At 51.1% G+C, this 14,617-nt stretch carries 10 protein-coding genes; 2 read left to right on the forward strand and 8 right to left on the reverse strand.

Annotation, left to right across the window (positions count from 1 at the left end):
- Positions 1-237: 237 nt before the first annotated feature.
- From OGY09_RS20195 to OGY09_RS20210, 4 genes are all read right to left on the reverse strand, one after another.
- A complete protein-coding gene (locus OGY09_RS20195; protein WP_275399008.1) occupies positions 238-840 on the reverse strand; it encodes a site-specific integrase in 603 nt (200 codons plus the stop codon).
- A 110-nt stretch (positions 841-950) separates the two neighbouring features.
- Positions 951-1,715: an NADPH-dependent F420 reductase gene (locus OGY09_RS20200; protein ID WP_042718056.1), complete on the reverse strand. Its 765-nt coding sequence runs from the start codon at positions 1,713-1,715 to the stop codon at positions 951-953.
- A 17-nt stretch (positions 1,716-1,732) separates the two neighbouring features.
- Positions 1,733-2,467, reverse strand: a complete 735-nt coding sequence (locus OGY09_RS20205) for an NADPH-dependent F420 reductase (RefSeq protein ID WP_049137951.1) — start codon at positions 2,465-2,467, stop codon at positions 1,733-1,735.
- A 30-nt stretch (positions 2,468-2,497) separates the two neighbouring features.
- Positions 2,498-2,932 (reverse strand): MarR family winged helix-turn-helix transcriptional regulator, encoded by a 435-nt coding sequence (locus OGY09_RS20210; protein WP_174592426.1) that lies wholly within the window; start codon positions 2,930-2,932, stop codon positions 2,498-2,500.
- Positions 2,933-3,367: 435 nt separating this feature from the next.
- Between OGY09_RS20210 and OGY09_RS20215 the strand changes: the two genes are divergently transcribed.
- Positions 3,368-3,586 (forward strand): hypothetical protein, encoded by a 219-nt coding sequence (locus OGY09_RS20215; protein WP_042718081.1) that lies wholly within the window; start codon positions 3,368-3,370, stop codon positions 3,584-3,586.
- Between the two features lie 397 nt (positions 3,587-3,983).
- Here the strand turns inward: OGY09_RS20215 and lpxP are convergent, their stop codons facing one another.
- From lpxP to OGY09_RS25320, 3 genes are all read right to left on the reverse strand, one after another.
- Positions 3,984-4,892 carry a kdo(2)-lipid IV(A) palmitoleoyltransferase gene (gene lpxP / locus OGY09_RS20220; protein ID WP_023329314.1) on the reverse strand — a complete coding sequence of 303 codons (909 nt, stop codon included), beginning with the start codon at positions 4,890-4,892 and terminating at the stop codon, positions 3,984-3,986.
- A gap of 202 nt (positions 4,893-5,094) precedes the next feature.
- On the reverse strand, positions 5,095-5,367 hold the full coding sequence (locus tag OGY09_RS20225) for a hypothetical protein (RefSeq protein ID WP_016239704.1): 273 nt from the start codon (positions 5,365-5,367) through the stop codon (positions 5,095-5,097).
- Between the two features lie 79 nt (positions 5,368-5,446).
- A complete protein-coding gene (locus OGY09_RS25320; protein WP_350309020.1) occupies positions 5,447-5,683 on the reverse strand; it encodes a YnfU family zinc-binding protein in 237 nt (78 codons plus the stop codon).
- Between the two features lie 93 nt (positions 5,684-5,776).
- On the opposite strand from OGY09_RS25320, the gene OGY09_RS20230 reads away from it, so the two are divergent.
- On the forward strand, positions 5,777-6,010 hold the full coding sequence (locus OGY09_RS20230) for a YnaE/YdfK family cold shock protein (RefSeq protein WP_004132711.1): 234 nt from the start codon (positions 5,777-5,779) through the stop codon (positions 6,008-6,010).
- A 19-nt stretch (positions 6,011-6,029) separates the two neighbouring features.
- Here OGY09_RS20230 and OGY09_RS20235 read toward each other — a convergent pair whose 3' ends face one another.
- Positions 6,030-14,612, reverse strand: coding sequence for a GH36-type glycosyl hydrolase domain-containing protein (locus tag OGY09_RS20235; RefSeq protein ID WP_233003291.1), 8,583 nt, complete (start codon positions 14,610-14,612; stop codon positions 6,030-6,032).
- Between the last annotated feature and the right edge of the window lie 5 nt (positions 14,613-14,617).

Genomic DNA, 14,617 nt, shown 5'->3' on the forward strand with positions numbered 1-14,617 from the left:
TTCGGCAGATTTTTAATACAACAAGCATCCATAAAAATGTGAACTAAATCACTGAAAGTAATTTTCCCTAATAAGCAATATAAGTTAATTCATTTGACATTTTTGTTAAAAATCAATCCACAGCAGTAATCCAACTCCATTACAGAGGTCGCTGAATATACGTGTCGACATTAACCATTAGAGTTCGTGCTTAACGTCCGTTTATGGCACAGGGCTGCTGTTGCAGCCCTGACAACCTTAGACTTCAATCGATTCAGAGATCTCTAACGCATCATTGACTTCGATGCCTAGATAACGGACAGTGCTTTCCAGTTTCTTATGGCCCAACAGAAGTTGGATCACCCGAAGATTCTTGGTTTTCTTGTATATCAGGTAAGGTTTTGTTCTTCTCATGGAATGTGTGCTGTAAAGCGAAGCATCGAGACCAAGCTTTTCTACCCACCCATGAAAAATTCGGCTGTATTGTCGGGTTGATATGTGCCGGTTAGTTCCGATCCGAGACCGAAACAAGAAGTCTTTACTGTGCAAATTGCCAAGCTTTATCAATGCAGCAACAGCTTCTCTTGTCCCTTTGGTTATCTCAAATTGCACAGGGCTACCGGTTTTCTGTTGCAGCACCGTTGCTCTGCTTGAAACCGAGCTACCATATGCAACATCAGATACTTTGAGGTTCACCAGATCGCAGCCTCGTAGCTTACTGTCTAAGGCCATATTGAACAGAGCTAAATCACGCGTTTTACCTTCCAGTTCAAGCCGGATTCGGATCCCCCAGATATGAGATATCTGAAGTGGTCTTTTTTGGCCTATGATACGGTCTTTATTCCACGGTGACGTGTTCATACTCAAATCTCCTGCAATGTGGGAGATTTGAGTATGGTTGTCTCTTATGAGCGAAGAGCAGATGTTTGCATTTTCGCTCATACATCGATAAATGAAATATGGCTTACGGATTACATAAAAAGAGCCCGGTGTAATCGAACAATATAATCTGCAGTCGGATTGGATTGCTTATCGCCCATTCGCTCCTGAATTGCCTGAACAGCAATATCCCGACGCGCAGGCAGCCGTGTTTTTTCCGTTGCGGCGATCGCTGACTTCATTTCATCAAATGTGAGGTCAGTACAGTAGCAAGGTGCACCCGGTTGTTGACGCCATGACTCCTCAACTGTACCTGCATCGAAGGCGTCAAACCCCGTATCACTGACAAGACGCATAATCAATTTTTTGTGCTCTACGATATTCCCTGCCACCGGAATTGAAATACGTCCTGCTGTACCCTCTGCTTTACCTTTTGTAGCGAGAGAATCTGAACCTATTGCATTCCAGGCCTTCACCAGTGGACGGTTCAGGAGATGCGCTACCCACGCGCTTTCGACCTGACCATCTGAGAACCCATCGATGATTCCGTCGCGATGTGGGTAATAGTTCGACGTGTCAGCAACGATAACATGACTGGGTAATGTCCGGATCAGAGGCGCGATATCCGCAACCTTTGCCATAGGTATGGACAGGATGACAACCTGTGCATCCTGTACTGCACTGGCTGCATCGGCTGCTTCAGCGCCCGTTTCAAGCACGTCGGGGGCTATCGTTTCAGGCCCACGTGAATTTGCAACCTTAACGGAGTGACCGGCAGAGGCGAGACTGCGAGCAAGCGTTTTACCGATATGGCCGGTTCCCAGAACAGCAATCCGGTACTTTTCATAATTAATCATAACATCCCCTTTTTGGCTCAGGCCGTTACTGCACGGTTACGTTTAACGATGGCATCATGAGTGAGTTGTTCGCCTGCAGACATAAACTCCTTGATCAACGCATCTCTGTTTAGTGGAGCGCGAGTTTTATCCGCTGCCTTAAGGGCTGCTTCAAGCTCTCCGGTTTTTAGCTCAGTACAGTAGGCTGGCGTGCCGGGCTGTTGCCGCCATGATTCGCTAAGCGTACCGGCATCAACTGCATCGAAACCGGTCTGACTGACCAGTTCTAGTGCAACAGATTTTGCTACCGTACTGTCGCCGGCAACCGGAATAGCGATACGTGAGGGTGAACCGGCAACCAGCCCTTTATCTTTAAGCGTCTCGGCCAGAACAGCGTTCCAGGCTTTGACAAGAGGGCGTTTGACTATTTCACTGGCATACACGCTTTCAGGTTTGCCTTCACGGATCTCTTCAATGTCCCCGTCGCGGAAGGGATAGTAGTTAGACGTATCAATGACGATCACGCTCTCCGGAACATCACGCAAGAGTTCAGCCAGTTCAGCATGCTTATCAAAGGGCGTAGAGAGGATGATGACATCCACATCTCGTACGGCTTCCTGACGCTCAACCGCCAGTGCCCCAGCTCTTCGCGCAATCTCTGCAATTGTTTCCGGTCCCCTTGAGTTAGCCAGTTTGACCTCATGGCCCTGCACAGAGAGCTTATGTGCCAGAGTCGCACCAATGTTTCCAGCGCCAATAATGCCTATTTTCATACCAGTACCTTTTGTCTGAGTGGAGGATGATCAGTTATCAGCGGGATGGGCAAAGTTATTGAGGGTATCTCGTAACTCCTCGAGCTTCGCATCCGATAACTGACAGGCTGATTTGATTTTTTCGGTTACGTGCCACAGCTCGCTTTGCAAAGCGAGCCCGTCATCCGTAAGAGTAATGAGGACTCGCCTTTCGTCAGCGCGATCCCGCATGCGAACTATGCGTCCGGCAGCCTCAAGCCGTTTGAGAAGGGGGGTAATGGTGCCGGTATCCATGCCGAGCTTATTCCCGATATCACCCACGGTGCGTGGGGTTCCGTTAAACAACTCCAGCATGACCAGATACTGGGGAAAGGTTAGCCCCAGCGGGTCCAGCAACGGCTTATGTAACCGGTTCATGCGGCTCGCCGCACCATAGAGGGCAAACGAAAGTTGTGTCCCTATTTCCTGTCGTGACTGCATGCTCATATGCCAATCCGTTATCTTGTAGATGATTATATAGTGCACTAGATAAAACCATATAACAAACTTTTAATCAGTTAAAGAGTGATGAATGAGTAATTCGTGCGGTATGACAATGACAACAAAGCAGGCTGAGAAGTCTCCAGACTGACGGGTACTATCGTTCCAGGCTATTCAAACAGGTCCGCTTCAGGCACAAAGCTGACATCCCAACCTGTATCAGATCATTAAAATTGCCATAAGTTAAGCTAGTAACTCTCTGGTATGACGTAGCGCTTGCGCATCAGGCTGGACAACCAAATTTGATGTTCGCTGAAAGCTGGTTGGTCCCAGGCGCAATGCCTATTGTCAGCTTGCAGGTGAAATAATAACAGAAGGCCTATCCAATGCGTGTTATAAGCGAGTATGAAAACCTCCACACTGGTGGTTGAGAGGCATGGCATGAAATTACGAATCACAAGAGCAATCGGCCTCAGCAAGTTCTCGCCACGTTGGGTTAAGGTTATCTGTTTACGATTAGCAAAAAATGATATTGAGCGCTCCCTCAATGCTCTTCTGGCCAACATTGATGAATCTGAGCTCTCTCCAGAGCAAGTCAAAGCGTTTAGGGAATGCGTTGACAGGATTAACCTGGCACGGGGTAAGGGGATGCAGGCGTGAGCACTTTTAATTAAGCGTTTTTCGATGTTGCTTTGGCAATGATGGCTTTTATCCAAAAAATTCGGCAGGTGAAAAGTAGTCTAAGCGTTTGATAAAAGTTAAGCCCAAACCGTATATGCGCGGCGTGTTTGCTGCGCAGGTATCGCTGACAGGCCGACAGCAGCGGAGCTCTCGAAAGCCACATATGAGCCAATGAAGAGTGATGGGAGCTCATAGGGATTAAACTGTCCACTATGAGCGAAAAACGGACCTTCAAATCCGAACCGGTTCAATTGATTAACCTTGGCTGTCAGTCAAGCCATCGTTAACATGAATCCGATCGAAAATTCCTTATCGCATTTTTACAAATACGCAGTGGCAAGAAAGATAGATTCTGGCTCATGACAAGTTGAGTTGTTCATTTGTATAAAGAAACTTCGCCTTCAGGACGCGTTTTGAACCTGCGATGCATCCACAGGTATTGCTCAGGAGCACGGAGAATTTCACGCTCGATGATCTTGTTCATATAAGCCGCTGCGGCGACCTTATCTTCCCCTGGATAACCTGCCAACGGATTGCTGATATACATGTGATAACCTTTTTTATCGCTACGTCGAACCATGCTAAGTGTGATCAAGTGTGCACCAGCGAGTTTTGACAGAGCATACGTTCCGTTCGTCGTGGCTGCTTTTTTTACCGAGAAAAAAGGTGCAAAAACGCTTCCCTTAGACCCATAATCCTGGTCTGGTGCAAACCAAACGGCTTCACCTGCTTTTAGCGCATGAACAAAACCTGATAAATTACGTCGATTAATCATAGCCTTATTTGAACGCATACGCCCTTTTGTCTGTACCCATTCCATTAATGGATCATTGTGTGGGCGATACGTTGCCATCATAGGATGGCATAACCCCATTACTCTTCCACACAACTCAAGGGACATAAAATGAATCCCGACAACCATTACTCCTTTTGTCGCGCCGGTCAGGTTTTCAAGCCCTTCGACATCAAACCATTTTTTGACTCTCGCATCGCTCCAGAACCAGGCCATTCCTGTTTCCATCAGTCCCAGCCCGAGAGAAACAAAGTTTTTATTGACCATCTGGCTCCGGGCAAACGGTGTCATCTCGGGAAAGCACAGTTCGATATTTCTAATCGCAATTCCTTCCCGGCGTTTCAGAAAGGGTCTGGATATTTTTCCAAGGCCAGAGCCCAGAGTATGTAAAACTGGGTAAGGAAGTTGAACGAGAAGCCACAGCAGACCCAAACCAGACCAGGTAAGCCAGTGGCGAGGATGAAGTAAATTATGAGTAAAAGTCTGTGCCATAAATTTCCTTAATGCTAATGAAGGTTATAACGCAAAAGGAAAACAATGAAGCAATTTGTCTTTAGCGGTACATTTTGTTTTAGACAATTTAAAGTCATCTAAATTCAGAAAAAAATAACTTTGCAATGACTGGTAAAGAATTTAAAGAGTCAGTAATGAATTATAAGCCAGCAAAGTTATTTTGTTATAAATCCATGTTTTATCATTGATACTCAAGAAATTGTCTTCTTGATTCATCATCATCAAGGTACTCAAAAGAAAGAAGCCGAATTTTGGTAAGTTTATAAAACCACTCACAATCGTTTCGTTGAATAATTTCGCCTGGTTTGAAACATATCCCGGATGCCACCCGAATAATCGCATATTTACCATTACTAAACCTGACCCGGTGAATACAGAAAGGTTGGCCAGCCTGCCCGTGACAGCTGTTCGACAGGATATGTCCTTCAATAAAAACAGATTTTTTAGATTTCATTATCATACCCTCGACAACTGCAGTACAGGAGGAACGTTGTCATTTTCCGACATCACTGACGTTACGTGGCAGAAGCCGTTCAGCCGCCGATACACCAGCATTCTGAAGGTCTGAACAACAGTCCGCAGGCAGGGCACTCAAGAACCGCATCTTTTCTTAGTTTACCTGCTTTCTGATCGGCTCTGTATGCGCATACCGGGCAGGCAACATGAACCGGTCTTTCTTTAAAATACCTGAGCCCATTTGTATAAGACATAAATAATTCTCTGAGAAATATAGTAATTATTATACGCTTTAATATAAAAATAACTGGCATAAGTTATGTTAAGTTGTGTCTGAATGAGGTTATCAGATATTGAAAATTGAACGTCTGATTTATGGTACACTACCCTTCCGTGAGAAATTTAAGATGAAATCAGAAGACACCCTTGACTGGTATCCGGCACAACTACCGCCTGTGAAAATTATTCTTGGCGAAGCCGTGCTGGCTGTGGGTAAACAGGGCCGACCGATTAATACCCGCACCTTGCTGGAATACCTTCAGGTCATGCAGGACAAACAAAAAAGGCGGGATGACAAAATCGCCATGCAGACTGCGATTGATGTTCTCAGGGATAATCAGCGCATTAACGGCAGACGTTAATGCACCTCCGGGATCAGTGTCAGTTCTGAATGATCTCAACCGTATGGTTTTGTCCATCATCCTTCAGCGGTATTCTGTCATCAGGGAGGAGAACACCATCCAGCGTCACGCAATATTCTGCATCGCCGCGTGAAACACTAATCTGATAATGGCTTTCACCATATTGATATGCCATAGAAAAAGACGACCACTCATCCGGTAACCTGGCATGAACACTAAAGTCAGTGCCGGAACGTTTTATCCCCAGTAATTCCTCGGTAAGTAAACGCCAGGCCCAGCCTGCGGAACCGGTATACCAGCTCCACCCTGCACGTCCGGTATGGGGAGCGACGCTGTAGACATCAGCACTCATGACATAAGGCTCAGCTTTATAAATCCCGACAGAGTCCGCATTCAGGGTATGATTTACAGGGCTGAGCATTGACCAGAGTTGCCAGGCTCGTTCGGCATTCCCCATTCGGGCAAAGGCCATCACTGCCCAGATGGCGCCATGCGTATACTGCCCTCCGTTTTCCCGCACGCCGGGCAGGTACCCCTGTATGTAGCCCGGATTTGGACCGTGTCCGTCGAAAGGAGGCGTTAACAGTTTGATCAGCCCTCCTTCGTTATCCACAAGGTGCTTATCCAGCGCCTGCATGGCCTTTGCGCACCGTCCCGGGCTCGCGGCGCCGGACAATACAGACCAGCTCTGCGCAATCGCATCAATCCGGCAGTCCTGTGAGGTTTTCGATCCCAGGGGAGTACCATCGTCAAAATACCCGCGCCGGTACCATTCCCCATCCCAGGCGTGGGCTTCGAGATTACTTTGCAGGCGCAGAGCCTGTGAACGGCACATCGCGGCGACGCTTTCATCCAGCCTGCGCTCCGCCAGCGCTGCAAACCGCTGCAAAATGTCGTACAGGAAGAAGCCCAGCCAGACGCTTTCACCTTTGCCTTCGATACCCACCCGGTTCATCCCGTCATTCCAGTCACCAGCCCCCATCAGCGGCAGGCCATGCTCCCCGAAGCGAAGTCCATAGTGAATAGCTTTGACGCAGTGTAACCAGAGTGTCTCTTCGGTGCCGCTGATGACCGGCGTGTCATAGACAGACTCTTCACCAGGCTGAAGCGAGCGTCCCTCCAGATAAGGAATGCGTATTTCCAGTGCATCCATATCCCCCGTCGTTTCAACATAGTGGCAAGCAGCAAGCGGCAGCCAAAGATAGTCATCGGAACAGCGGGTACGCACACCGTTGCCGTGTGGCGGGTGCCACCAGTGCTGCACATCCCCTTCGATAAACTGCCGTGATGCACAGAGTATTATCTGTTCACGCATCCGGTCCGGAGCAGCGTGGCTCAGAGCCAGCGTATCCTGCAGCTGATCGCGAAAACCAAATGCACCGCCAGACTGATAGTAGCCACTCCGGGCCATAAGACGGCAGGCGACCGTCTGATACAACAGCCAGCCATTAACCAGTAAATTTACGGACGTGTCGGGGGTGTTAACTACGATTTTATCGAGAACATTGTGCCAGTGATTATGAATCCGGTTCAGCTCCTGGCGGACCGTATCCTCGTTCATGTAGCGGGCCAGCGTCTCCTGAGCACAGACATCATTCTCCTCTGCGCCGAGGATAAAAATAAACGTCCTCTGGTCCCCGTCAATTAATGTAACCGCCGATTGCACCGCTCCGCAGGGATCCAGACCGGCCCCCGTCTTACCAGAAAGCTTTTGCAGTTTCATGGCCGAAGGGGCGTGAAGGGAACCATTACGGCCAATAAACTCCCGGCGATCCCCTGTCAGAGAACAGTCATTACCGCTGACGGCAAAAAATGCAGTTCGGCCGCCACCATTATCACCATAAAAGTTATTCGCAAGCACCCCGCAGCCGCCGGGCGTTCTGGCCACATGTGTCACAATGTGAGGGGCTGAGCGCGTTCGTGTTTCTCCGAGCGTCCACTCTACATAGCCTGTGACGGAAAGTTGACGTGTCCGTCCCGAAGAGTTGCTGAGCGTCAGGAGCACCAGTTTAACCGGATCTTCTTCAGCAACCAGGACCGTCAACTCGCTGTCTATACCACTCTCACGATGGGCAAAAACGCTGTAGCCAAAACCATGGCGGGTCAGGTAATCACCGTGTCCGCGAACAGGTAAAGCTGTCGGCGACCAGCACTCCCCGCTCTCTTCATCGCGCAGGTAAAATGCCTCGCCGCTGCGATCGCTCACCGGATCGTTCTCCCACGGCGTCAACCGGTATTCATGGGCATTCTCATACCAGGTATAGGCCTGCCCTGCCTCTGAGATCACACAGCCAAAACGAGAATTTGCCAGTATGTTCGACCAGGGAGCCGGTGTAAGCGCATTTTCCCGAAGGACGATCTGATACTCCCGCCCATCCTGAGAAAATCCACCGTACCCATTGAAATGGCATAACTGACTGGTATCAGGGCTCCAGTCCGTATGTTGATTACGGTCGCGCACAGCACGCGGAATGAATGCCCTTGCCGGCGATTTCAGGGTATGAATACGCTGGTTAAGCTGCTCATTAATACCCCCTGCGCGGTCATCAAGATAAAGACAGGCCACGCTCATCAAGAGCAACTTATCCTCAGCGGAGAGATGCTCACCGTTCCGGACAAAAAGCCCGCCCTTTTTATCCAGCAGACTGGCTTCAGACCCGGCATAAATTAACTCCATAATCTGATTTTGTAATCCCTGCTGGTAGCCGCCGGGGCTGTTATTCAGGATAACCAAATCAACATCCAGCCCTTTCTGTCTCCAGTAACGGTGTGCCTGAATCAGTGTGGTCACTGAGGTGATACTTTCCTCGCTGGTTATACTCAGCAGCACTATCGGCAGATCCCCTGAAATTGCCCAGCCCCACAGTCCGGACTGGCCACGCCGGTTGCGGCCGATCGCCTGGCCTTCGGCTCGCAGCTCCTGGACAGGATAAAGCACAGCGCTGGCGAGACTATTGAACAACGTGGCATCATCTTCACTGGCGTTCATCTGGCGCAATACCACCAGACTGTGAGACCAGGCCAGTTCAAAGACGCGATCGGCGATAGGGTAATCGCGATATTTCTCCAGCAACGCCAGGCTCTGCTGACGGGTCTCGCTGATGCCATAAATGATATCAATCGTAACCGGCTGCCCCGGCTGCAGAATGATGGCGTGGCGAATTGCCAGTATCGGATCCAGCACCGAGCCCGACGTGTTGCTTAGCGTCCCTCCCGCCTCTATTGCCAGGGCATTCGCAGGGTTTCTGCCACGTCCAATAAAGCTTGCCCTGTCCGTTTCAAACGACACGTTATGTCGGTTATCGCCGTGCACCACCATCATGTGAAACAGGCAAGGGCCCGGTTCATCCGGTGAGCGCGGGCGCCGGTGGCAAAGAATAGCGTCACGCTCAGGAGCCAGCTCAGTCTGAATAAACAAATTGCTGAATGCCGGGTGTGCCAGATCGCTGAAATCAGGTGCCAGTACCACTTCAGCATAGGTTGTCAGCTCCAGAGAGCGAGGTTTGCGACCACGATGAATCAGTGTGAGCCGTCGCAATTCAACATCATCCTCCGGAGAGATCACCACCTGAGTTTTGACGCTGAGTCCCCCGAAGCTGCGTCTGAATTCTGCCCCCGCATCGGTGAATAACACTTCCTCGTCTTGTCCGCTGGTGTAGCCTGTCGGTTGCCAGGTATTGCTCCACACATCTCCCGTCTGGGTATCGCGGAAGTAGCAAAATGCTCCCCAGTTATCACGGGTGGTATCACTGCGCCAGCGGGTTAGTGCAATATCATTCCAGCGACTGTAACCACCGCCCCCCGCGGTCAACATCAGATGATAATGGCCGTTGGACAGCAGTTGAATATCCGGGGTGGGGGTATCCACGCTATAGAAAATACGGGGTTCATAGCGGACGGGTTTGACCCTGCCCTCATGAGATTCAAAATGACGGCGCGGACTGTACAGATCGACCGCATCCGGCACGCGCTCCTGTAACAGCAGACTCGCTGACCGGAATACCGTGCTGGACATAAAGCGTTCAGTCATGGGGGCGTCAAGCAGCACATGAGCCAGCGCCTGAAATGCCATACCCTGGTGATGCGCCATCCAGGACTGTACCACCGCATAGAGCTGACCGGTTGCAAGACGTGAGGGGGTATAGTCCAGCGCTTCATAAAAACCGTATTCTCCGCGTGCACCATTTTTTTGCAGCCTGAACAGGTTCTCACAGGCTCTCTGTGGGGAAACCATCAGCGCCAGCAGCGTGGCGTAAGGAGCAACAACCATGTCATCGGCAAGCCCCCTGCGCAGACCGAGACCCGGTACGCCAAATGCCTGATACTGATAATTATGCTGAACATCAAAAGCATGATAGCCAGACTCTGAAACACCCCATGGTACCCCGCGTTCTTTCCCCCAGTTAATCTGGCGCATAACCGCCGACTGACTCATTTCATCGAGCAGGCTGCCGGGCCAGGTGGGCATCACCAGATTCGGCATCAGATATTCAAACATGGATCCGCTCCATGACATCAGGGCAGTTTCATTATCAATCGTGGTAAACAATCGACCCAGCGCGTACCAGCTTTTAAGAGGCAGCTGATTAGTCGCAATGGCAAGAAAACTGGTCAGGCGGATTTCAGATGGCAGGAGATCGTAGTGGCTTTTGTCAGGCATATTGGTGTCACAGTTATAACCGACGCTGAGCAGACTGGTTGCTTCACTGTACAGAAAGGCGAAATCCATCCGGGCATGCTCATCCAGCCGCTGTTCCAGCTCGGTGATAATATTGAGTCGCATTCGGGCCTGCTCCGCCACTGACGCCGGAGGCGTTCCTGTACCGGTTAATGTCGGACGGGCAAGCTCGCTCAGCGTCGGCAGCGTCTGTTCATTCCAGGATGCAGGCAACCAGCCAAGCAACAGAGACCACTCATGGCAAAGCTGAACCAGTTGATGCTCCAGATGTCCAGCCCAGCGCATCTGAAGAGGAGATCCCTGATGACATGCGCTGGTCAGATGGTTGCACTGGGTGCGCATGCTTTTCAGTTCGCTGAAAAGCGCCTGCGGAGAGAGCGACACCGCGTTCAGGCAATGCTTGCGCAGCAGTCTCAGGCTGTCAGGTGGGTTCTTACCCCACTGTTTTTCCAGAATATCCAGCGTATCGTTCAGTCCTGCCAGTATCTGTTGGTTGCTTAAAACAGGCTGATGACGCATGGCGGACAGGCCTGCACGAAGGGTCAATAAATGCCCGGCCATATTGCCGCTGTCGACGCTGGAGATATAGCGTGGACTTAGGGGGGCCAGCGTACGGGTGTCATACCAGTTGTAGAGATGGCCCCGGTAGTGCTCCATTTTATCCATCGTGTCGAGCGTGAGCGACACGCGCCGGAGCACCTCTCCGCCAGGCAGGTAGCCAAAGTCCCATGCCGTCAGGTTAGCCATAAGTGAAAGACCAATATTGGTAGGAGAAGTTCGGTGTGCCACCGTCGGTTGTGGTATTTCCTGATAATTATCAGGCGGAAGCCAGTTCTCTTTTGCTGTGGCAAATGTTTCAAAAAAAGCCCAGATTTCACGGCTTGTCTGGCGTAACAGCTGTTTTTGTTCCTGATTAGGCGAAAAAACCTTACGCACGGGCTGGCGACTCAGCCAGCTCATCAGCAGCGGTGCCACACACCATACCAAACCGATCGGTAACGCAATCCCCAGCAGCTGCGGGGCAAATTGTCCGGTCAGTATTGTCAGCGCCACGCCACCGGCAACGTTCAGCCACATCGCCTGATAAAAACGTGCAACAGTGGGTCTGGCCTGACTGCTGTCCTGGCTGTGGCTGACCCACTGGCTGAGGTGACGCCTGCTTATCCCCAGTCGCCATAGCGTCACGGCGATCGCTTTCAGCGAATATCCGGCTTCGTGCGGCAGTATCGCAAAATTAAGGCTGATACCTGACAGACGCTTTAGCGCGCCCGCCCCCACCATTAACAGATGCGGCTTCACGCGGCGACGCAGAGGTTTATGCAGAAGGTCGTGGCTGATGCAGAGGATGGCTGGCAACAGCCATATCAGCAACAGTATGCCCAGCCAGTAAACCGGGTTGGGTACCCAAAGCAGAGCGAAGAACAGCAATATCAGTAAGGAGGGGGCGACCAGACTGCGACGTAGATTATCGAGTAATTTCCAGTAAGAAAGCGCGGTCAGCGGATTCCTGACCCGGGTTCCATCGGCTTTTCTGACGCGTGGTTTTAGCCAGTTAAGCAGTTGCCAGTCACCCCGGATCCAGCGTGAACGTCGTGCAACATCCGACAGATAATTATTAGGGTACTGTTCGTACAGTAACACCTCGCTCAGCAGACCCGAACGTGCATAGCATCCTTCAAGCAGATCGTGGCTGAGTACCAGATTTTCCGGGCAGATGTTGGTAGTGGCCTGCATAAAAATATCAACATCGTAAATCCCTTTGCCCACAAACGAGCCTTCCCCAAAGAGATCCTGATAAATATCCGAAGACATCATCGAATAAGGGTTATTGCCCGGTACGCTGCTGCGCAGGGCTGCGTAACGCCCCTGACCGTTGCGTGGTATCTCCTCCGCAAGACCGGGCTGTAAAATACCGAATCCTTTGACAACCCTCTGGCGTACCGGATCATACTCAGGCGTATTCAGCGGATGCGCCATCGTCGCGATGAGTTTGTGTGCCGTATCGCGCGGGAGCACCGTATCGCTGTCCAGGGTAATGACGTATTTTATGTGACCCGGTAAAAGGTGGGTAGGCATCTCTGCAACGCTGACGAATTGCGTTCCGGGATGGCGCAACCAGCTGTTCAGTAACGCCAGTTTTCCCCGCTTGCGTTCATAGCCCATCCACGCTCCTTCCGAGGGGTTCCATTCAGGCTGGCGATGTAACAGATAAAAACGTGGTCGGCCGGAGGGGTAGCGGCGATTAAGCGCCTGCGTATCGGCGATAGCCTGTCTGAGCAGCGCGTGACTTTCCGGCGAGGGTTCATTTTCAGAATCAGCAAAATCAGTGAGCAGCGCGAACCTGAGATTTTCGTTTTCATTCCCCAACCAGCAGACTTCAAGACTGGTGAGGAGCTGGCTGAAACTTTCGTGGCTGGTCAACATGCAGGGAATGACTAACATGGTGGCACTGTCAGCGGGAATACCGGCTGAAAAATCCATCCCCGGCAAGGGTCGAGGAACGCGAAAACGGGTGGTTGCATCACTGAGCAAATCGCTCATTAACTGAGTTAATGCGATAATCAGAGGTAATATCACCGCGATCAATAGCCAGTCTGCGCCCTGCATGGCGGTTTCGTGCAATATTGCTGCGGTCGCTGCGGTTGTCAGCAACGCCAGGCTTCCAAGCCATGACAGCAGGGTTATTCTGTTGAAACTGTGCCGCAAGCGTATGAGCCTTGAGGCGTCTGCCAGGAGATGAATATCCAGCGCCTGTCGACCTTCGCCCGCAAGATAATAACCAACATGATGTTCCGGTGTATCGGGCGCTTTTTCCTCTGAAAGCGCCAGCACCTTCTCAGCAACCTCAGGCTCGCTGAGACCGCTGTCCCTGGCCAGAACCTCAACTACGTGCCGGTAATGATCCCGGGTATTGAAGTGCATCCGGGGATAGATGCCGGCAGGATCATTGCGTAATGCCTGTTCGACAACGCTTATCGTTTCGGCGAAATCAGCCCAGTCCGTTTCACTCAATAAACGCAGGCCCGCGATGCTGTTACTGACGGACAGCTGGCTGGCGGCAAGCTGCTGATTGAAACTATGTATGAGAACGTCAGTGGTGATCCCCTGTTCCCGAAGGCACTGATCAACCCAGGTCAGAGGTAACGACAGCGCGTTGCCATGCCCCTGCAGGCGCCGCACCAGCTCTGCGACAAACGCACTGGTTAACGGAGGTCGGGAGCGCGCCATATCGGCAACCACCATGATTAAATCACCAGGCGCACTCTCTGCGCATTCGACAATCCTTGTTATCCACGTATCAGCAAGGTTTCTGTCCTGCTGCGCTTTTATCACTTCCATACTGATACGACGAAGATTTTCAATCAGCGCAAGGCGCAGCATTCCCGGTAACGCCCAGACTTCACCCAGCGTCAGCGGCGTCACCTGTTGATAGGCAGTGAGATAGCTGGTCAGGCTGGCGGCATCCCAGCGGCCATCGCCGTGAGCAATGGCCTCTGATGCAATATGATAAATTCGTGGGCAATTCAACGGCGATACAAGCGACGGAAGACCTTTGCCAAAGCTTTTCGGCAGATGCTGGCGGACAGTGCGGATTTGTTCCTCAATCAGATAATAATTGTCCAGCAGCCATTCACCGGCGGGCATGATACTGGTCTTTTTACCCGCGTTAAGCTCATAGCAGTTTTGGGTAATGACGGCCTCATTGTCGCCAAGCCGTTTCAGAAGATAATAAGGATGCCTATCCGGTGATACTTTATGAGTCCGCGCCAGCTTCTGGCCGTAGCGTTCCATCTGGACGGTCGAAAAGAGTTCCGACCGCGGCGAGCTTTCACCGGCAGGATCGTTCGCCGAAAACGTTATGTTTTCGGCAGCATTCATCAGAATACGGGAGCGGTTAAACCACGCTCTGGGGATCATTTTCATAGCAT

The sequence above is a fragment of the Citrobacter sp. Cpo071 genome, from assembly GCF_030332765.1.
GTDB lineage: Bacteria > Pseudomonadota > Gammaproteobacteria > Enterobacterales > Enterobacteriaceae > Citrobacter > Citrobacter portucalensis.

Excerpts from the sequence above, each read along its gene's own strand:
- OGY09_RS20230 (WP_004132711.1), top strand. The coding sequence starts at position 5,777 with ATGAAATCAGAAGACACCCTTGACTGGTATCCGGCACAACTACCGCCT.
- OGY09_RS25320 (WP_350309020.1), bottom strand. The coding sequence starts at position 5,683 with ATGCCAGTTATTTTTATATTAAAGCGTATAATAATTACTATATTTCTC.
- OGY09_RS20205 (WP_049137951.1), bottom strand. The coding sequence starts at position 2,467 with ATGAAAATAGGCATTATTGGCGCTGGAAACATTGGTGCGACTCTGGCA.
- lpxP (WP_023329314.1), bottom strand. The coding sequence starts at position 4,892 with ATGGCACAGACTTTTACTCATAATTTACTTCATCCTCGCCACTGGCTT.
- OGY09_RS20200 (WP_042718056.1), bottom strand. The coding sequence starts at position 1,715 with ATGATTAATTATGAAAAGTACCGGATTGCTGTTCTGGGAACCGGCCAT.
- OGY09_RS20210 (WP_174592426.1), bottom strand. The coding sequence starts at position 2,932 with ATGAGCATGCAGTCACGACAGGAAATAGGGACACAACTTTCGTTTGCC.
- OGY09_RS20225 (WP_016239704.1), bottom strand. The coding sequence starts at position 5,367 with ATGAAATCTAAAAAATCTGTTTTTATTGAAGGACATATCCTGTCGAAC.
- OGY09_RS20195 (WP_275399008.1), bottom strand. The coding sequence starts at position 840 with ATGAACACGTCACCGTGGAATAAAGACCGTATCATAGGCCAAAAAAGA.
- OGY09_RS20215 (WP_042718081.1), top strand. The coding sequence starts at position 3,368 with ATGAAATTACGAATCACAAGAGCAATCGGCCTCAGCAAGTTCTCGCCA.
- OGY09_RS20235 (WP_233003291.1), bottom strand. The coding sequence starts at position 14,612 with ATGAAAATGATCCCCAGAGCGTGGTTTAACCGCTCCCGTATTCTGATG.